Annotated in this window: 13 protein-coding genes, 1 tRNA gene and 1 pseudogene; 8 read left to right on the forward strand and 7 right to left on the reverse strand. The window is 69.0% G+C overall.

The window, feature by feature from the left end:
* The 3 genes and pseudogenes from HUU95_RS00900 to HUU95_RS00910 form a co-directional block, all read left to right on the forward strand.
* Positions 1-280: pseudogene (locus tag HUU95_RS00900) on the forward strand (hypothetical protein); the annotation flags it as partial.
* A gap of 100 nt (positions 281-380) precedes the next feature.
* Positions 381-2,930: a TonB-dependent receptor domain-containing protein gene (locus HUU95_RS00905; protein ID WP_174278360.1), complete on the forward strand. Its 2,550-nt coding sequence runs from the start codon at positions 381-383 to the stop codon at positions 2,928-2,930.
* A 39-nt stretch (positions 2,931-2,969) separates the two neighbouring features.
* Positions 2,970-4,826 carry a CocE/NonD family hydrolase gene (locus HUU95_RS00910; RefSeq protein WP_174278361.1) on the forward strand — a complete coding sequence of 619 codons (1,857 nt, stop codon included), beginning with the start codon at positions 2,970-2,972 and terminating at the stop codon, positions 4,824-4,826.
* A 53-nt stretch (positions 4,827-4,879) separates the two neighbouring features.
* Here HUU95_RS00910 and HUU95_RS00915 read toward each other — a convergent pair whose 3' ends face one another.
* The 5 genes from HUU95_RS00915 to HUU95_RS00935 form a co-directional block, all read right to left on the reverse strand.
* The gene (locus HUU95_RS00915; protein WP_174278362.1) at positions 4,880-5,314 is read right to left on the reverse strand and encodes a GlcG/HbpS family heme-binding protein; all 435 of its coding nucleotides are present in this window, start codon (positions 5,312-5,314) and stop codon (positions 4,880-4,882) included.
* Positions 5,315-5,404: 90 nt separating this feature from the next.
* Positions 5,405-6,643: an MFS transporter gene (locus HUU95_RS00920; RefSeq protein WP_217429695.1), complete on the reverse strand. Its 1,239-nt coding sequence runs from the start codon at positions 6,641-6,643 to the stop codon at positions 5,405-5,407.
* Between the two features lie 9 nt (positions 6,644-6,652).
* On the reverse strand, positions 6,653-8,914 hold the full coding sequence (locus HUU95_RS00925; RefSeq protein WP_174278363.1) for a TonB-dependent receptor: 2,262 nt from the start codon (positions 8,912-8,914) through the stop codon (positions 6,653-6,655).
* A 138-nt stretch (positions 8,915-9,052) separates the two neighbouring features.
* A complete protein-coding gene (locus HUU95_RS00930) occupies positions 9,053-9,943 on the reverse strand; it encodes an amidohydrolase family protein (protein WP_217429696.1) in 891 nt (296 codons plus the stop codon).
* Complete coding sequence (locus HUU95_RS00935; protein WP_174278364.1) at positions 9,940-10,773, reverse strand: HpcH/HpaI aldolase family protein; 834 nt, start codon at positions 10,771-10,773, stop codon at positions 9,940-9,942. The genes HUU95_RS00930 and HUU95_RS00935 overlap by 4 nt, the downstream gene beginning before the upstream one ends.
* Before the next feature lie 136 nt (positions 10,774-10,909).
* Here HUU95_RS00935 and HUU95_RS00940 point away from each other — a divergent pair, with 136 nt between their 5' ends.
* The 5 genes from HUU95_RS00940 (at position 10,910) to HUU95_RS00960 (ending at position 17,886) form a co-directional block, all read left to right on the forward strand.
* Positions 10,910-11,875: a LysR substrate-binding domain-containing protein gene (locus HUU95_RS00940; protein ID WP_174278365.1), complete on the forward strand. Its 966-nt coding sequence runs from the start codon at positions 10,910-10,912 to the stop codon at positions 11,873-11,875.
* 15 nt (positions 11,876-11,890) lie between these two features.
* Positions 11,891-13,201, forward strand: a complete 1,311-nt coding sequence (gene fahA / locus HUU95_RS00945; RefSeq protein ID WP_438827191.1) for a fumarylacetoacetase — start codon at positions 11,891-11,893, stop codon at positions 13,199-13,201.
* A gap of 105 nt (positions 13,202-13,306) precedes the next feature.
* Positions 13,307-14,419, forward strand: coding sequence for a hypothetical protein (locus HUU95_RS00950; protein WP_174278366.1), 1,113 nt, complete (start codon positions 13,307-13,309; stop codon positions 14,417-14,419).
* Between the two features lie 22 nt (positions 14,420-14,441).
* Complete coding sequence (locus HUU95_RS00955; RefSeq protein ID WP_174278367.1) at positions 14,442-15,620, forward strand: DUF5624 domain-containing protein; 1,179 nt, start codon at positions 14,442-14,444, stop codon at positions 15,618-15,620.
* Positions 15,621-15,672: 52 nt separating this feature from the next.
* The gene (locus HUU95_RS00960; RefSeq protein ID WP_174278372.1) at positions 15,673-17,886 is read left to right on the forward strand and encodes a malate synthase G; all 2,214 of its coding nucleotides are present in this window, start codon (positions 15,673-15,675) and stop codon (positions 17,884-17,886) included.
* Positions 17,887-17,962: 76 nt separating this feature from the next.
* Here HUU95_RS00960 and HUU95_RS00965 read toward each other — a convergent pair.
* Positions 17,963-18,038: transfer RNA gene (locus HUU95_RS00965), tRNA-Lys, on the reverse strand.
* Positions 18,039-18,052: 14 nt separating this feature from the next.
* Positions 18,053-18,298 (reverse strand): 2-amino-4-hydroxy-6-hydroxymethyldihydropteridine diphosphokinase (locus HUU95_RS00970; protein WP_174278368.1); only part of this gene is annotated, 246 nt, incomplete at its 5' end.

Below are 18,298 nucleotides of genomic sequence, written 5' to 3' on the forward strand. Positions count from 1 at the left end.
CGCGACGCTGGCCCGGGTCGACCCACGACGGGTCGGCGCCTGGGAAGCGGGCATGCTCGACTTCGACGACGAGCCGCTGGCGAGCGTCGCGGCGCGCGTCGGCCGCTATGCCGACCAGCGCATCGTCGTCGCGCCGGACGCGGCCGCCTTGCGGATCAGCGGCGTGTTCCGGACCGGCGACACGGCGACCTTCGTCGACGCGGTCTCGCACTATCTGCCGGTCTCCGCCACCCGGCGCGGCGACGACATCGTCATCGCCGCGAACCGCGCCCGGCGTTGAAGAGCATCCACGCCGCTCCAAGAAATGTTGAGGATTGGTGACGACGGCGCGTCATACATGATGAGGAGGCTAGCAGGCCCCTCGATCAAGGGGCTCCACCATGCGCTTTCGTGATTTGGGTCATCGCGGTCTGGGCACGACGACGCGCGCCGGCGCGGTCGCGCTGCTGGTGGCCGGAGCGCCCGCCTGGGCACAGGCGCGGACCTTCGACCTCGCCGCGATGCCGCTCGGCCAGGCGCTGCGCACCGTCAGCCAGTCGTCGGGCAAGCAGATCATCTTCGCCGACGACCTGGTGCGCGGCAAGACGGCGCCGCGCCTGCGAGGTCCCTACACCGCCGACGCGGCGATCGGGCTGCTGCTCGCGTCGAGCGGCCTAGTCGCCCGGACGGCGCCGTCCGGGGCGGTCATGGTGCTGCGAAGTCAGCAGGAACCGGGCCAGCAGAGCGTGGCCGGCGGCACCGATCCGGAACCGGCGGTCGCGCAGACCAACACGACCGCGCAGGCCGCCGCGACCGAGACGGGCGGCGACGTCATCGTCACCGCCAACAAGAGCCGCCAGCGGCTGATCGATGTCCCCGTCAGCGTCACCGCCGAGACCGGCGCGCAGCTGCGGCGCCGCGGCGCGACGCAGTTGCAGGACCTGGTTGAGACCACGCCCGGCCTCAGCAACCCGGGCACCGGCGGCGGCAACACCACCAACCTGGTGATCCGCGGCATCACCACCGACGCGTCCGTGGTGCTGAAACAGCCGACCGTGTCCATCCTGTTCGACGACATTCCCGTCGATCCCGCCACCGCCGGCCTGCTCACCACCAACCTGCGCATCGTCGACATCGAGCGGGTCGAGGTATTGCGCGGGCCGCAGGGCACGCTGTTCGGCTCGGGCTCGATCGCGGGCGCGGTGCGCTACATCACCAACAAGCCCGACGCGACCCGCCTGTCCGGATCGATCGAGGGCAGCGTCGCGGGCACGTACCGGGGCGCCAATTCCGAATGGGGCAATGCGGTGCTGAACGTGCCGATCGTCACCGATCGCGTCGCGGCGCGCGCGGTGGGCTATGGCTTCAACGAGGGCGGCTGGATCGCCAACACCCGGCTCAACCAGTCGAACGTCAACCGCAACAAGACCTATGGCGGCCGCATCGCGCTGACCGCGAAGGCGACCGATCAGCTGTCGGTGACGCTGACCGGCGCGTACCAGAACAGCCGCGACTATTCGCCGGGCGACAGCCTGTATGTGCAGCCGGCCGGGTCGGGCAAGCAGGTGACGACCGAGCGGCAGGCGGGCGACAGCCGCGCCAGGAGCGCGCTCGCCAATCTGGGCCTCACCTATGATTTCGGCGGCGTGTCGCTGTTCTCGTCATCGACCTATATCCGCCGCAAGGTCGACATCATCGACGATTACGGCTTCTACACCGACTATCTGCAACTGGCGTTCAAGCTGCCGGCGCTGAACGACGTCTCGCCGGGCCGGCAGTTCGGCGCGTCCGACATCTACACGCAGGAACTGCGGCTGGGGTCGAACGGCACCGGCCCGTTCCGCTGGACGTTCGGCGGCTTCTATCTGCGGTCCGACACCCAGGGCGGCCAGACGATCACCGCGCCCGGGCTGCTGCCGTATCTGGGCACCAGCAACCTCGCCAATCTGAGCAGCCCCGGCCGGCAGGAGGAGCTAGCCGGCTTCGGCGAGGCGACCTACACGATCGCGCGCAAGCTCGACCTGACCGGCGGGTTGCGCGTGTCGCGCAACCGGCTCGACATCTCCAGCACGTCGAGCGGCCTGCTGCTGACGATGAGCGGGACGAACGCCGTGACCTTCAAGCTGCCGGAGCGCGAGACCAGCTACAATCCGCGCTTCTCCGTACAATACCGCCCGACCGGCCAGCTGTCGGTCTATGCCCAGGCGGCGCGCGGCTACCGCATCGGCGGCGCCAACCTGACGGCGGGGCTGGGCGGCCCGGGCATCCCAACCGACTATCGGTCGGATCACCTCTGGAACTACGAGGCGGGGGTCAAGACCAACCTCCTGGACGGGCGGTTGCAGATCAACGCCGACGGCTATTACATCGACTGGAAGAACCTGCAGGTCTCGCTCCTGTCGAACAACATCGAATATACCGGCAACGCCGGCGCGGCGCGCGTCTATGGGTTCGAGCTGGAGGCGGCGGCGAAGCCCGTCACCTGGCTCGACCTCGGCGGCTCGCTGTCGCTCAACAACGCCGCGCTGACCCGGGACGCGCCCACCCTGGTCCGCACCTCGGCGATCGGAGGGAGCGTCGTCGGCGCCAAGGACGGCGACCGCCTGCCCGCCTCGCCGCGCGCGCAAGGATCGGCCTATGCGCAGCTGAATTTCACTTACAAGGACGACGCCGCCTTCATCCGCGCCAGCGGCCAGTATGTCGGCGCATCCTACACCGACTTCGCGTCGCAGGGCCTGCGCTTTGGCGAGTATGGCACGTTCGACGTGCGGGCCGGCATCGTCCACCACGGTGTCGAGGTGACGATCTTCGGCCGCAACCTGCTCGACAGCGACGGGAAACGGTCGGCCGCGCCGGCCTTCCTCGTCGGCGGCGTCTTTCCCGCCGCCCCGCAATATGCGTTTCGCATCCGGCCGCGCACGATCGGGCTGACCGGGCGCGTCGCCTTCTAACCGGCCTTGGGCGGCGACCCGCCCCGAATGAGGGTTTTCATGTCGATCGCTCGCGCGTTGATGCTCTTCGGCCTGGCGCTCGGCGTGGCCGCGCCCGGCAGCCGGGTGCACGCCCAGGCCAAGGCGCCCGACGCGCCGAGCTGGTCGGGCACGCCGCGTCCGGCGACGGCGGCGGCGGTGGTGAAGCATTCCACCTATGTCGCCATGCCCGATGGCACCCGGCTCGCGGTCGACGTCTACCTGCCCGATCCGCTCACCCCCGGCCAGCGCCTGCCCGCCGTGCTGGAGCAGACCCGCTATTACCGCTCGACCGCGATCGGCGCGGACGAGGCGGCGAGCTGCAAGGTCGTGTCTCCCCATATCGCCTTCTTCGCGTCACGCAGCTACGCGGTGGTGGTGCTGGACGTGCGCGGCACCGGCGCCTCGTTCGGCACGCGGGCGGCGGAGTTCTCGGACATCGAGGTCGCGGACGGCTCGCGCATCGTCGACTGGATCGCGGCGCAGCCCTGGTCGAACGGCCGCGTCGGCGACGAGGGCATCTCCTATGTCGGCACCACCGCCGAGATGCTGCTGCGCAACCACAATCCCAAGGTCAAGGCGATCGCCCCGATCTCGGGCGGCTATGACTATTATGCCGACCTCGATTTCCCGGGCGGCGCGCGCAACCAGTTCTTCATCACCGGCTGGGGCGGGTTCGACCGGGCGCTGGATGTCGGCCACCCCGAGCTGGTGCCGCTGCTGAAACAGCTCGACTGGCGTGGACCCTGCCCCGTCGATGGCGACACGGACGGAGCGCTGAAGGCGGCGGCGATCGCCGCGCATGCGGCCAACATCAACAGCGGCGACGAACTCGGCCCGGTCGACTTCCGCGACGACCCGTCGCGATCGGGCCCGACCACCTGGCCCAACCCGGCGATCTACCGGCGGTCGATCGACCAGCTCCACACGCCGGTGCTCGCCATCTCCGGCTGGTATGATTCGGGTTATGCCAACGGTGCGATCGAGCGGTTCCAGAACAGCAGCTCGCCGGAGCGTCGGCTGATCGTGCCGTCATCAAACCATGGCGTGCGCTCCTTCTACGAGCCGGGCGTCGCCACGCCCACCGCGTCGAGCTTCGACGCCGACGCCGAGATCCTGCGCTTCTTCGATCATTACGTCGCCGGCATGGACAACGGCTATCAGCGCGAGCCGCGCGTGCGCTGGTTCACGACCGGCGTCGACCGGTGGCGGTCGGCGGCGACCTGGCCGGCCCAGGCCAGGGGGACGACCCTGTGCCTGACCAGGGCGGCCACGCTCGCCGCCGGGCCGTGCGCGGGGGCGGACACGCTCGACCACGTGCCGACCGGCGACGCGCGGACCGGGGACCAATCACGCTGGAACACCACGCTGGGTGGCGGGCCGGTCACCTACGCGGATCGCGGCCGCGCCGACGCGGAGCTGCTGTCGTTCACCGGGGCGGCGCTGCCGGCGGCGGTCGAGCTGACCGGCTATCCCGTGCTCGACCTCATCGTCACCAACACGGCGCCGGACGCCGATTACTTCGCCTATCTGGAGGAGGTGAAGCCCTCGGGCGCGTCGCTGTACGTGACCGAGGGCGTGGTGCGGGCGTCGCACAGCGCGATCGGGCCCGTCGATCACCGCAGCGTCGCGCCGTCGCACTCGGACCTCGCGCGGGACAGGCTGACCGACACGGCCGGCCGCCGCACCCGGATCGCGATCCGGCTCCAGCCGATCTCGCATGTGTTCGCCCAGGGGTCGCGGATCAGGCTGGTGATCGCGGGATCGGACAAGGCGCATTTCGCCAGCCCGGCGCTGGCCGGCCAGCATTGGACGGTCGATCTCGGCCGGGCGGGGTCCACCCTGGCGCTGCCGCTGTCGCCGATCGCCGGCGGTTGAACATCAACGGGGGCTCGTCACCGTAAAGCCACGGCCCGTGGAGCGCCTGCTCATCAATGGCCTTCTCCCGTATCGGCCGCCATGCCGACCGCCGCGATCCCGGCCACCGCGCATGCCTCGTCATGGTCGGACGTGTCGCCACTGATGCCGATCGCGCCAACCACCCGGTCATGCTCGTCGCGGATGAGCACGCCGCCGGGGGCGGGGATCATGCGGCCGTCCGAGGCGCTGGCAAGCGCATTGACGAAGGCCGGCGCCGCTTCGGCCCGTTTCGCGAGCATGCGGCTCCCGTGCCCCATGCCGAGCGCACCCCAGGCCTTGCCCCCGGCGATGGCTGGACGAAGAATGCCGGACCCGTCCTGACGCTTCAGGATCACCAGGTGACCGCCGGCGTCGAGGACGGCCACGGTCAGCGGTTGCAGGCTCAGCCTGGAACCATGATCGAGCGCGGCGGCGGCGATCCGTTCGGCGAGATCCAGCGTCATCATGGCAGGGAGACCTTTTTGGGGTTGGACAGGGCGGCATCGAGGATACGGGATGATCGCGGTCGACGCCGCGCCGCGGCGCCTGGCCGAGCCTCACCGGGACGCGCCCGCCCTGCCCAAGGCGAAGATCGCGACCGCGGCAAGCGCCGAGACCGCGCCGGCGCACGCGAAGAGCAGGGGCCCGGCGATGCCCGCGCCGAGCAGCACGCCACCGATCACCGGTCCAAGCAGCGCACCGACCCGGCCGATGCCCATCGACCAACCCACGCCCGTCCCGCGCACGGCGGCCTCATACAGCGCCGCGCCGACCGCGACCGTCGCCATCTGCGCCCCGATGCTGAAGAAGCCGGCGACCGCAGCCATCGAGAGCAGCCACATGCTTGAGGCGCCTCCGCGCCCGACGAGCGCGACGGCGACGGCGCCGGCGAGGAACGCGACGCCGATGATCCTGGTACGGCCAAGCCGGTCGGCGAGAAGGCCGATGCCGATGCACCCGATCACGCCGCCGGCGTTCAGCGCCGATACCGCGAGCACGGCGGCACGAGGATCGATCCCGGATCGGCCGGCAAGCAGCGGGATCCAGTTCACGAGGAAATAGGACAGGAGCAGGCTGCAGAAGAAGGCGCACCACAATAACAGGGTCCGGCTCGCGAGCCCGTCCGCGAACAGCCGGCTCACACCCGGGACGAGGCGCCGATCCCGGTCCGTCCTCGCCAGCAACGTCGCCGGCCCGGTTCGCGATCGGGGAAGGAACGCCGCCAGCAGCCCCAGCAGGATCAGCGGCGCGATCCCGCCCACGACGAACAGGCTCTTCCAGCCATAAGCCGGGACAAGCAGCGCGGCCGCCACCCCGGCCAGGATGGCGCCGATCGGAAAGCCGCAGAACATCGTCGCCACCACCGTCGTGCGCAGCCGCGCCGGCGCGCTCTCCGCCGCCATCGAGATCATGCTGGGCAGCGCTCCGCCCAGACCCAGGCCGGTGACCAGTCGAAGCAGCAGCAGCTGGCGCATCCCGCTCGCCAGGACCGTCAAGCAGGTCACCCCGCCGAACAGCGCCACGGCCAGGAGCAGCGTCGGCTTGCGGCCGATGCGATCCGCGACGTTGCCGAGCAGGATGGCGCCCACGAGCCCGCCGAGCAGCCCCGCGCCGAAGATCGGGCCGAAGCTGGTCGCGTCGATGCCCCAGCGATGGGCGAGATCTGGCGCCACCAGCGCGATCGCCTGGGTATCGAAGCCGTCCAGCATCGCCACAAGCCCGCACAGGCCGACGATCGGCTGCCACCGCCGCGCGGCTGGATCGAGGGACGGCCCGGTTGTTGATCCAGCGCGCACCCGTTCCTCCTAGAAACGATAGCCGATGCGCGCACCATAGGTGCGGGGATCGCCGATGATCCCGCCCGGGACCTGTCCTGACCCGGAGATCACCTGGTAATATTTCCTGTCGGTCAGGTTCTTCGCGAACAGCTCGAGGCGCCATGCGGTCTCGCCCGGCGGGCCCAGGCTGAGGTTCGCGTTGAACAGCCCGAGCGCGGGTTGCGACGAGAAGAGGTTGTTTGACGCGTCGTAATAGGTGCGCGACCGGAAGGCGAAATCGAGATGCGCGCCGAAGCGGAACGCGCCGACCTCGGGCGTGTAGTCCGCGGCCAGCAAGCCGGAGAAGCGCGGCGCGCTCGACAGGTGGTTGCCGCTCGCGTCCGTGAAGCATACCGGCGGGGCAAGGCTCGTGCAGCTCCGCCTGGCCACCGGGACGAAATTGAAATACCCGGCCGGCAGCGCGGCGCGAGGATAGCTTTGGTAGGTGGCGTCCAGATACGATGCGTTGCCGGCGAACTGGAACGCGCGCGCCGGCTTCGCCACGAACTCGAACTCGACGCCGTTCACCTTGGCGCTGGCGGCGTTGGCGATGTTCTGGTTGCCGGGCCCGAGCAGGTTCTGCACCTGCAGGTTCGTATAGTCGTAGTGGAAACCGGTCAGGTTCAGACGCAGGCGGTGATCGAGCCATTCGCTCTTGATCCCGCCCTCGTAGCTCCAGAGCTGCTCCGGATCGAAGGCGGCGCCGACCGGCGTGGCGCTGCTGAAGTTGAAGCCGCCGCTCTTATAGCCCCGGGTGATCGAGGCGTAGAGCAGGATGCTGTCCGTCGCCTGATAGTCGAGACCGAATTTGGGGGTGAACGCGTGATCGGTCCGACGCAGGCTGAATGGCGGCGGGTTGGTGGCGATCAGGCCGCCATTGTACGGCACATTGCGAGAGGTGCGCTGGTCGATGCGCTTGTTCTCGGTCGTGTAGCGTAAGCCGAGCGTGAGCGAGAGGCGGGGCAGAAACTCGTAAACGCCCTGGGCGAACGCCGCGTAGGAGTTCGTCCGGATCACCGGCTGCGCGGCCTGGGTGAACGATGCGACCGGCGGGGTGATCACGCTGGGCGGCACCTGCACCTGCTGGTGCTGTTCGTCCCGGTCGCCGAAATAATAGAGCCCGCCGACCGCCTTGAGCGGTCCCTGATTATACTGGAGGTTCAGCTCCTGCGAGAATTGATGCTCGGTCTCGCTCGACCGCAGATATTGACCAAAGACCTCGGTCGAGTCGCTGTCGCCATAGATCAGCGAACGGAGCGCCCGATACGCCGTCAGCGACTTGATGGTGAAGCCGCCACCCAGATGCCAGTTGACGTCCTCCGACACGCCGCCGATCTTCTGAGACAAGGGATTGTCGTTGTTGATCGCGACGTTGCTGTAATTGCCGACCTCCGAATTGGCGAGCGGGGCGACAAACGGGCGCGCCGCCAGACTCGTGGGGGCCAACAGGCTCTGGAACCCGTCATAGTATTTGTGGACCTTCGCATAGTCGGCCCGCGTCGTGGCGTCGATGTCGGACGCCGGCTCCCATCGCAGCTGAACCCGTGCCCCGCCCCGATTGGCGTTGCCGAGATCGTGCACGCCGGGCACGATGTTGTTCAGATAGGCGTCGTGCCGGCGGTAATCGAGCGCGATGCTGGCGCGCAGTCGATCGCCGGCGAGCGGCCCCGTGAGGTACAGTTCGCCTTCCGCGTCGTTGTAATTGCCATAGGTTGCGCGGGCCTCGCCGCCGAAGCTGGTGGCGGGGGTGCGCGAGATGACGTTGATCGTGCCGCCGACGGCGTTGCGGCCGTACAGCGTGCCTTGCGGGCCACGCAGCACCTCCAGCCGCTCGACATCGAGGAAGTCGGACCATTGGCCGACCGGACGCGCGATATAGACGCCGTCGACCTGCGTGGTGACGTCCGGATCGGAGCCGGCGTTGACGTTGTTGCTGCCGATGCCGCGGATGGTGATGATCGCCTGCGACGTCGAGCGCGTGAAGGTGAGGTTCGGAATATAGGTCGCGACATCGCGGATGTTGTTCAGGCCCTGGTTGGCGATCAGATCGCCGCCGATGACCGAGACCGTGTCGGGGGTGCGCTGCAGCGCCTGCGCGCCGGTCTTGGTGCCCGTGACCACGATGTCGGCGAGGCCGGTCTGCTCGGAAGGGCCCTGGGTAGCATCACCGGCTACCTGCGCCTGCGCCAGCGTGCTCCACGCGACGCTGGCCAGAGCGGTGATCGCGGCGGATAGCCTACCGAGCCTCATGTCCTGTCCTTCCTAAACTCGTCGCTCCGCCGAGTTCGTCGGCTGCGATCTCTTGGTCATTCTCACCCGCTCATTGGGCAACGGCATGTGTCCTGTGGCGATCCTGGTCCCGCCAAGGGCGTGAACCGCCGTTTTCCGTCACGATCCGAAGCCGAACAGGCGCGCGGGATTGTCGACCAGGATCTTGTGGCGGACCGCCGCGTCCGGTGCCCAGACGTTCAGCAGGTTGAGCAGTTCGCCCGTGTCGCGGGTCGAATCGGGAATGTGCGGCCAGTCCGATCCCCAGATCGCGCGATCGGGCGCGGCAGCCACGATCATCTTCGCCAAGCCCTCGACCGCGGCGTAGCCGCGCTGCCTGGCGATCCGATAGGGACCGCTCAGCTTCAGATAGGCTCGCCCGGTTTGGGTGAGATCGAGCAGTCGCGCGAAGTCGGCCTCGGTCAGGCCGTCCTCTGCGAGCATGTAGCCCATGTGATCGACGACGAAGTCGATCTCCAGCGTCGCCAGGAACCCGATCAGGTCGCGGACCAGCCATCCCGGCACGTAGAATTGCAAGTGCCAGCCAAGCGGCGCGACCTTGGCCGCCATCGCCCGCACATACGCCTCGATCTGGTCGCGTGGCAGCGACGCGCGCTTGAACAGGTCCAGCCGCACGCCGCGGACGCCGAGCGCGTGATACCGCTCCAGCTCGCTCGCCGGCAGGTCCGGCTCGATCATGACGATGCCCCGGCCGATGTCGCCCGCGCGCTCCAGCACGTCCAGCAGGCAGCGGTTGTCGGTGTCGTAGAAGCTCGGCTGGACGATGACGAAATGGTCGAGCCCGAGCACGCCCATCAGCGCGCGGAACTGATCGAGCTTGCCATCCGGCAGCGTGTAATGAGGATGCGGCACCGACGGGTAGCGATCGAGCGGACCGAAGACATGGATGTGGGTGTCACACGCCCCCTCCGGCATCGCGAAGCTCGGCCGCTGGAGCGTGTCCGCCGCCCGCATCGGCGTGGAGACCAGGGGTTCGGACTGATCGGTCACGGGTGGGTCCTGTCGGGTGAGGGAGCAAGTCGGCCGCGCCAGCTATCCGCGCGTTGGGCGAGTCCTCCGGCCAGCAGCTCGGTATCGATCGCGGCGAAGATCAGCGGGGCGAAGCCCAGCGCGAGGACGGCGGCGAAGCGTTCGGCATCGCCGACCCCGCCGACCACCGCGAGCTTGCCATGCCGCGCGGCCGCCGCCGCGACCGTTCGGCAGGCTTCGAGCGCGCGGGGGTCCTGCGGATCGCCGGGGCAGCCGAGATCGGCGGTCAGGTCGTTCATGCCGATCCCGAGCAGGTTCACGCCCGGCACCGACGCGATCGCGTCCGCGTTGGCGATGCCGGCCGCGCTCTCGATCAGGATCTGGACCACGGTGGCGGCGTTGCTTCGCTCCGTCAGTTCGGACGGCGCCATGCGGCGGAACCCGAACTGCGGCAGCTGCGCGATCTGCGACCGCGCCCCGGCCGGCGGAAACCGACAGAACCGGGCGACCTCGCGGGCTTCCTCGACCGTCTCGATCTTGGGAACGATGATGCCGGTCGCGCCGCCATCGAGCAGCCGACCGATCACGCCGAGTTCCCGTTCGGGCACGCGGACCCAGCTCGCCAGCCCGAGATCGTGGCCGGTCGCCGCGATCTGGCAGGCGCAGTCGATCGGCATGCCGCTATGCTCCAGATCGATCCACAGGACGCCATAGCCGGCGGCGGCGGCCATGCGGGCGATGTCGGGGCTGCGGGAGAACCGCACGCCGAGCGAGAGCACCGGCCGTCCCACCGCGAGCGACGCCATGACCGGCGATCCGCCGACGGGTCCGTGCGCTGGTTCGGTCGCCATCCCTTCCTCCTCTCGCCAGGCTCGACGCGCCGTTTGCCGGCACCTCTTCTCAAGCCCGGGCAAGATTGAGCCCGTTCTTCGTTTCGTGCTAATTCAATGATGAAGGCGCATTGATGGGAGCGACGTATCAATGGACTTGCGTCAGCTTCGCTATTTCACGGTGCTCGCCGACGAGCTGCATTTCCGGCGCGCGGCCGAACGGCTCAATATTACGCAGGCCCCGCTGTCCGTCGCGATCCAGCGTCTGGAGGCTGAAATCGGCGGTCAGCTATTTCACCGGACGCAGCGGCGCGTCGCGCTCACCGAGGTCGGACAGGTCTTCCGCGAGCATGCCAAGGCGACGCTGGAGCGACTGGATCGCGGGTTGGCCGAGGTTCGTGAGATCGCCTCCGGTCATGCCGGGCGTCTTCAGATCGGCTTCACCTCCGCGTCGTCGCTGCTCTCCTTCTTCCCGGAGATCATCAGCGCCTTCCGACGTCGCTATTCGGCGGTCGACGTCACGCTGCGCGAGATCTCGTCCTCGGCGCAGCTGATCGCGTTGCGCAACCGCGAGATCGATATCGGGATCGTGCGCGGCCACAAGATCGTCTCGCCGAGCGACATCTCGCTGGCGAGGCTGCTCCGCGATCCCCTGATGGCGGCGATGCGCCACGACCACGAGTTCGCGTCCCGCGAGTCGCTAACGCTCGCCGACCTGCGCGGCACGCCGCTCATCTTCTATCCCGCCAAGTCGGGCGTCGGCATCTACGAGCATTTCATCAGGGCATGCGAGCGGCGCGGGTTCACCCCGGAGATCGTTCAGGAAGCGAGCGAGGCGTCGACGATGGTCGGCCTCGCCGGGACGGGATTGGGGATCGCGATCGTGCCGGCGGAGCTGCGCTGCATCCACGTGCCGAACGTCGTCTTCCGACCGATCGACGACGATGACGCGGTGACGGAGCTGGTGCTCGCCTGTCGGGCTGGCGAGCAGAGCGCGCTGGTGGCGCAGTTCAGGCACCTCGTCCAGGTCGCGCTCGTCGCCCGGCCGGAAGCGGCCACGACCGCCGCCACCGGCGGTCCGATTGACACGACGCCGGCAAAGGAACAGATTGGTTACAATTGAAACGAGTTCGGGAGAGTGCACCATGGCGGCCACGCGACGGTGAGCGGGATCGACGAAACGCACGATCCGGCGCTGACGAGCTGGGTGGCGGGCGCGGACGGCCATGCCGACTTCCCGATCCAGAACCTGCCGATCGGCATCTTCGCGCCGCCGAGCGGGCGGCCGCGCGCCGGCGTCGCCATCGGGGACATGATCCTCGACCTGGAGGCGACCACGGCGCTCCTGCCCGAGGCGGCCGGGAGCGCGCTCTCGGCGGCGACGCTGAACGCGCTGTTCGCGCTGCCGCGTGACGACCGCGTGGCCCTGCGCCGCGCCGTCTCGCGGCTGCTGTCGGACGACCGCCAGCGCGCCAGGCTGGCGCTCCATTCCGCCAGCGGCTGCGTCATGCACCTGCCCGCCGCGATCGGCGATTACACCGACTTCTATGTCGGCATCCATCATGCCCAGAATGTCGGCCGCCAGTTCAGGCCCGACAGCCCGCTGCTGACCAACTATAAATGGGTGCCGATCGGCTATCACGGCCGCGCCTCTTCCGTCCGCGCCTCGGGCCAGCCGGTGATCCGCCCCAAGGGCCAACGCAAGGCACCGGATGCCCCCGCGCCCGAATACGGCCCGTCGCGCCGGCTCGACTATGAGCTGGAGATGGGCGTGTGGATCGGCCCGGGCAACGCGCTCGGCGCCACGATCCCGATCGGCCGGGCGCCCGAGCACATCGTCGGCCTGTCGCTGCTCAACGACTGGTCGGCGCGCGACCTGCAGGCATGGGAGTATCAGCCCCTCGGCCCCTTCCTCGCCAAGAACTTCCTGACCAGCGTCTCGCCCTGGGTCGTCACCGCCGAGGCGCTCGCCCCGTTCCGCCTCGCGCAGCCCGCGCGGCCGGAGGGCGACCCTGAACCGCTGCCCTACCTTCTCGACGCGGCCGATCAGGCAGGTGGCGCGTTCGCGATCACGCTGAGCGTTGGCCTGACCACCGCCGCGATGCGCGCCGCCGGCCATGCCGTGCACCGCCTCAGCCGTGGCCCGATGACCAGCGCCTATTGGACGATCGCGCAGATCGTCGCCCACCACGCCTCCAACGGCTGCGACCTTCACCCCGGCGACCTGCTCGGCACCGGCACCCTTTCCGGTCCCGACGCGGGAAGCTTCGGCAGCCTGCTCGAAATCTCGCGGGGAGGCACGTTGTCGATGTCGCTTCCGGGCGGCGAGACGCGCACCTTCCTGGAGGATGGCGACGAGATCGTCTTCACCGCCCGCGCTGAAGCGGACGGATATGTGCCGATCGGCTTTGGCGAATGTCGGGGCCGGGTCGAGCCGGCATCCGACTGATCGTGCCGCCCCATCAATCGCACCCTTTGTTTGAAATTGCGCAATGGGACGCGCTGATGCGATCAGGCTCCTGATCGCCGCATGGGCGACGCCGGGAGAGTGCAGATGGCGCAGGACGACGCGGCGACGGGGGCGCCCCTGCTCGTGGAGGTGCAGCGGCTGCCGACCTCGGGCGCGCGAGCGGCCTATGTCTTCGAGCAGGACGGCGTGGTGAAGCTCGCGGTCCCCCAACTCGCCGTCGACGTCGCGGATCGCCCGGCGCACATGAACGGCGGGGACAGCGACACCGATCTCCTGTTGTTCGCCTGGAACGGAAGCGGTTTCGCCGAGACGGGTCGATTGCCCGTGCCCGGCGGCGAGGACGCGATCACCTTCGCCATCGACGGTGCGCTGTTCCTGGCCACCGCGAGCGTTCGCGCCGGCCACGATCCCTACGACCTGAACGTCGCCTCCCGCATCTTCCGGTGGGAGGATGAAAAGTGGGCGCCGTTCCAGGAGGTGCCGACCTTCGCCGGCAAACAGTGGCATTTCTTCGAGGTCGGCGGACGGCGCTTCCTCGCGCTGGCGCAGGGCGTGACGATCCCAAGCGCGGTCGCGCGGCATCCGCGCCAGTCCGCCATCTTCGAATGGGACGGCAAACGGTTCGAGCCGTTTCAGACGCTCGATGGGGGTTGGGGTTATAATTTCGCCTCGTTCGTCATCGGCGGCGAGCATTTCCTCGCCTATGCCGACCATACGTCACCTTCGCTGCTCTATCGCTGGGACGGCTCGCGCTTCGAGCCGGTGCAGGTGCTCGCCGAGCATGGCGGCCGCGCGTTCTGCTTCTTCGAGCAGGACGGCGAACGCTGGCTCGCGGTCGCGGCGATCGACGGCGACAGCGTGGTCATGCGCTGGGACGGCGAGCGCTTCGTCGAGCCGCGACGGCTCGGCGGACCCGGCGGGCGCGAGTTCGCTCTGGTGCGCACGGCGGACGCGCTCCATCTCGCCCGCGTCTGCTTCATCGAAGGCTCGCCGCAGGACCCGAAGACCGACCTCGTCTCGCAGATCTATCGCTGGCGCGATGGCGGCTTCGACGAGGTCGACCGGTTCGCGACGTTCGGCGGCACCGATGCCTCCGTGTTCGAGGCCGGCGGCGAACGCTATCTGGTCGTCTCGAACAGCCTGACCGCCGCCGTCCGCTTCCGGCAGGACATGGTCGTCTATCGCCTGCTGATCTGAGCCTCCCGCCAGGAATTGTCGCGTGCCCTACAGTCCCGATCCCGAGTTTCGCGCGCTCTACGAGGCGTACACCGCCAACGCGGACAGCATCGGCGCGCATTTGAATGCCCGGTATGGCGAGCGGTCGTCGGACGATCCGCTGCTGGTGACCACCGGTAGCGATGTAGTGATCTTCCCGGGCGGCGGCAGGCCACCGCTGGTGGAGAGCTTCCGCAAGACGACCCGCGGGTTCATCGAGATCACCGCCGTGTCCCATCTCGGCGTCGCGGTGCCGTACCTGATCCAGCTCAAGGACCTCGACCAGCCCGATTGGCGGCGGGACGCGGAGCGCCTCGTCGACCGGGCCATCCGCGTTCGGGCGGTGAACTCGGCCGGCTACTGGCGCGACGTGGCCGCCGTGGAGGCCTGGCGCGGGCGCGAGGAGAAGATCGCCGCGCTCGTGGATTATAGCTGCGCCTCCACGGTCGACGCGGTGACGCGCGGCCTGTCCGACCCGGACCGCTTCACGATGGCTTGGTGCCGGGACCATTTTCTCGACCGCACCGACTTGGCCGACCTGCCGGTGGCGATGAACGACATGATGGCGGCCACCTTCGCGCTCGTCTTCCTCGATACGGGCTATCGCGTGTCGCGCTGGCTGCGCGAGCAGGCCTTTGACTGGACGCGGCTGATGGTGATCGTCACCGGCCGCGCCGGGCGACCGACCGCCGGGCTGACCTGGCAGACCAACAGCATGTGCCATCTGCTGTGGCGAGCCTCCGGGGAGCGGCTCGACCCCGACAAGCTCTACATCGCCCCTCACGCGCCGGTGCTCGGCCTCGACCAACTGTCCTCGCCGGAGGGCGCCGCCGAGGCGGAGGCGCAGTTCCGGCAGGTCTGGTTCAGCACGCGCACGACCGCCGAGCTCGGCCGATTGATGTACCGGGACTATCCGGCGTTCCAGCGCCGCATCGAAGCGGCGCCGGTGGTCGACGCGACCACCGCGACGCTGGCGGAGCTGCCGACGGTCCGCTCGGGCGACGATCGCCGGGCCTATGTCACGCGGCTCCGGTTCGTCATGGAGGATCCCGGCCAGCAGCTCGCGAACGCCGGCGCGCAGTTCATCATCGATCAGCTGGCCGCGAACGGCAATCGCCCGGAGGCGGTGGTGGTGCCCGGGTTCGACGGGATCGACTATCCCGAATACCGGCCATCGGCCTGACGCCGATAGCCGTTGACGCCGGGAACAGCTTGAGGAGCATGTCGTGAGCAGCATGGTGGAACGCGCGGGTCTGCTCGTCGACGCGCGGCTGGCGGCGTTCATCGAGGGCTGCGCCCTTCCGGGCACCAGTCTGCAAGTGGCGCCGTTCTGGAGCGGCGTCGCCGCGCTCTTCGCTCGCTTCGCACCGGAGAACGCCGCCCTGCTCGGGACTCGCGACGAGATGCAGGTCGCGATCGACGCGTGGCATCGCGGGCACCCGGACCGGCCGATCGCGCAGGGAGACTATCAGGCGTTCCTGCGCTCGATCGGCTATCTCGTGAGCGATCCGGCGCCGTTCGAGATCGCGCCCGACCGGGTCGACGAAGAGGTGGCCCAACTCGCCGGGCCGCAGCTGGTGGTGCCCGTGCTCAACGCGCGCTTCCTGCTGAACGCGGCCAATGCGCGCTGGGGAAGTCTGTATGACGCGCTGTACGGGACCGATGCGGTCGCGGGCGCTCCGCCGGCCGGCGGCTACGACCGGGCGCGCGGCAACCAGGTGGTCGGCTGGACCAAGGCCTTTCTCGATGAGGTGCTGCCGCTGACCGGCATGCGCTGGGCCGACCTGACCGACCTCCGCGTGCTGACCGGCGACGGGGCCACGCGGACGGACGCCGACCCGGAACGACTGCTGCTTGGCATCCGCCGAGGACCAACGGGCGCCTACACGGCGCTCAAGGATGAGACGAGCTTCGTGGGTCATACCGGCGAGCCCGATCAGCCCCGGTCCCTCCTCTTCCGGCACCACGGGCTCCACATCGAGCTGGTGATCGACCGCGATCACCCGATCGGCCGGCACGACCCCGCCGGGATCGCCGATATCCTGCTCGAATCGGCGCTGACCACGATCGTCGATTTCGAGGATTCGGTCGCGGCCGTCGACGCTGCGGACAAGGTCGCCGCCTACGCCAACTGGCTGGGCGTGATCCGGGGCGATCTCCAGGCGAGCGTCAGCAAGGGCGAACACACCGCGATCCGGACCCTGGCCCCAGATCGGGCCTATACGGGGGCGGATGGCGCGCCGATTACCCTGCCCGGACGAAGCCTGCTGTTCGTCCGCACGGTCGGTCACCTGATGACCACGCCGGCCGTCCTCCTGCCGGATGGCGGCCAGGCGCCGGAAGGCATTCTCGATGGCATCGTCACCAGCCTGATCGCGTTGCATGACCTCAAGGGTCTCGGCCATTTTCGCAACAGCCGCGCGGGATCGATCTACATCGTCAAGCCGAAGATGCACGGGCCGGACGAGGTCGCCTTCACCGACCGGCTGTTCGACGCGATCGAGGACCTGCTCGGGCTTGAGCGCCACACGATCAAGGTCGGGATCATGGACGAGGAACGCCGCACCTCGGCCAACCTCGCCGCCTGCATCCACGCGGTGAGGAACCGCGTCGTCTTCATCAACACCGGCTTTCTCGACCGTACCGGAGACGAGATCCACACCATCATGCAGGCCGGCCCCGTGATGCCGAAGGGCGAGATCAGGCAAGCGGGCTGGATCGGCGCCTATGAGGATCGCAACGTCCAGATCGGGCTGCGGTGCGGCTTCGCCGGCCGGGCGCAGATCGGCAAGGGCATGTGGGCCGCGCCGGACGAGATGAAGGCGATGCTTGCCCAGAAGGTCGCGCATCCGCGCAGCGGCGCGACCACCGCCTGGGTGCCGAGCCCGACCGCGGCGACGCTGCACGCGACCCATTACCATCGGATCGACGTCCAGGCCCGACAGGCCGCGCGCCAGGCCGAGCCGGTCACCGCGCTCGACGCGCTGCTGACGCCCCCGCTCGCCGCGCCGGGACGCAACTGGACGGCCGACGAGGTCGACCGCGAGCTCGACAACAACGTCCAGGGCATCCTGGGCTATGTGGTCCGCTGGATCGACCAGGGCGTCGGCTGTTCCAAGGTGCCGGACATCGACGACGTGGGGCTGATGGAGGATCGCGCCACCCTGCGCATCTCGTCGCAGCACATCGCCAACTGGCTATGCCACGGCGTCGCGACGGCCGCCCAGGTGAACGCCACCTTTGACCGGATGGCGGCCAAGGTGGACGCGCAGAACGCGACCGATCCGCGCTATCGGCCGCTCCTGGCGCCAGATGGCCCCGGCCTCGCGTTCCGCGCCGCCAAGGCGCTGGTGTTCGAGGGCATGGACCAGTCGAACGGCTACACGGAACCGTTGCTTCACCACTACCGCGCGCTGGCCAAGGCGAGCGATGCGGTCGATCTCGGCTAGTCTATCTATTTAATGTGTGAACACATCATGCGACGCCCGACGTCGGGCGAGCTGCGCCGGTTCGAAAACAAACAGCTGGTGGGTCCGCCGGGGTTCGAACCCGGGACCTCTCGATTAAAAGTCGCTTGCTCTACCGACTGAGCTACGGACCCCAACAGCGCATGGGTCAGCTAGGCAGCGGGCGGCGCCGGGTCAACTGCGCGGCGAGCTGGCGGATCGTCAGGCCGGTCACCGGATCGCGCCAGCGGGGGGCCAGCGCGACCATCGGATCGAGCACGAAGCGGCGGTCGCGAAAGGCGGGGTGCGGGATCGTCAGCCCCGGCGAACGCCAGGAGCCGCCCGACCAGAGAACGATGTCGAGATCGAGCACGCGCGCGCCCCAGCGCCGGCCGCGCCGCCGGCCGAAGGCGCG

This window comes from Sphingomonas bacterium (assembly GCF_903643065.1).
In the GTDB taxonomy this organism is placed as follows: Bacteria; Pseudomonadota; Alphaproteobacteria; order Sphingomonadales; family Sphingomonadaceae; genus Sphingomonas.

Coding starts and splice junctions, on each gene's coding strand:
- HUU95_RS00915 (WP_174278362.1), bottom strand. CDS start 5,314: ATGATGACGCTGGATCTCGCCGAACGGATCGCCGCCGCCGCGCTCGAT.
- HUU95_RS00905 (WP_174278360.1), top strand. CDS start 381: ATGCGCTTTCGTGATTTGGGTCATCGCGGTCTGGGCACGACGACGCGC.
- HUU95_RS00935 (WP_174278364.1), bottom strand. CDS start 10,773: ATGGCGACCGAACCAGCGCACGGACCCGTCGGCGGATCGCCGGTCATG.
- HUU95_RS00950 (WP_174278366.1), top strand. CDS start 13,307: ATGGCGCAGGACGACGCGGCGACGGGGGCGCCCCTGCTCGTGGAGGTG.
- HUU95_RS00925 (WP_174278363.1), bottom strand. CDS start 8,914: ATGAGGCTCGGTAGGCTATCCGCCGCGATCACCGCTCTGGCCAGCGTC.
- HUU95_RS00960 (WP_174278372.1), top strand. CDS start 15,673: ATGGTGGAACGCGCGGGTCTGCTCGTCGACGCGCGGCTGGCGGCGTTC.
- HUU95_RS00910 (WP_174278361.1), top strand. CDS start 2,970: ATGTCGATCGCTCGCGCGTTGATGCTCTTCGGCCTGGCGCTCGGCGTG.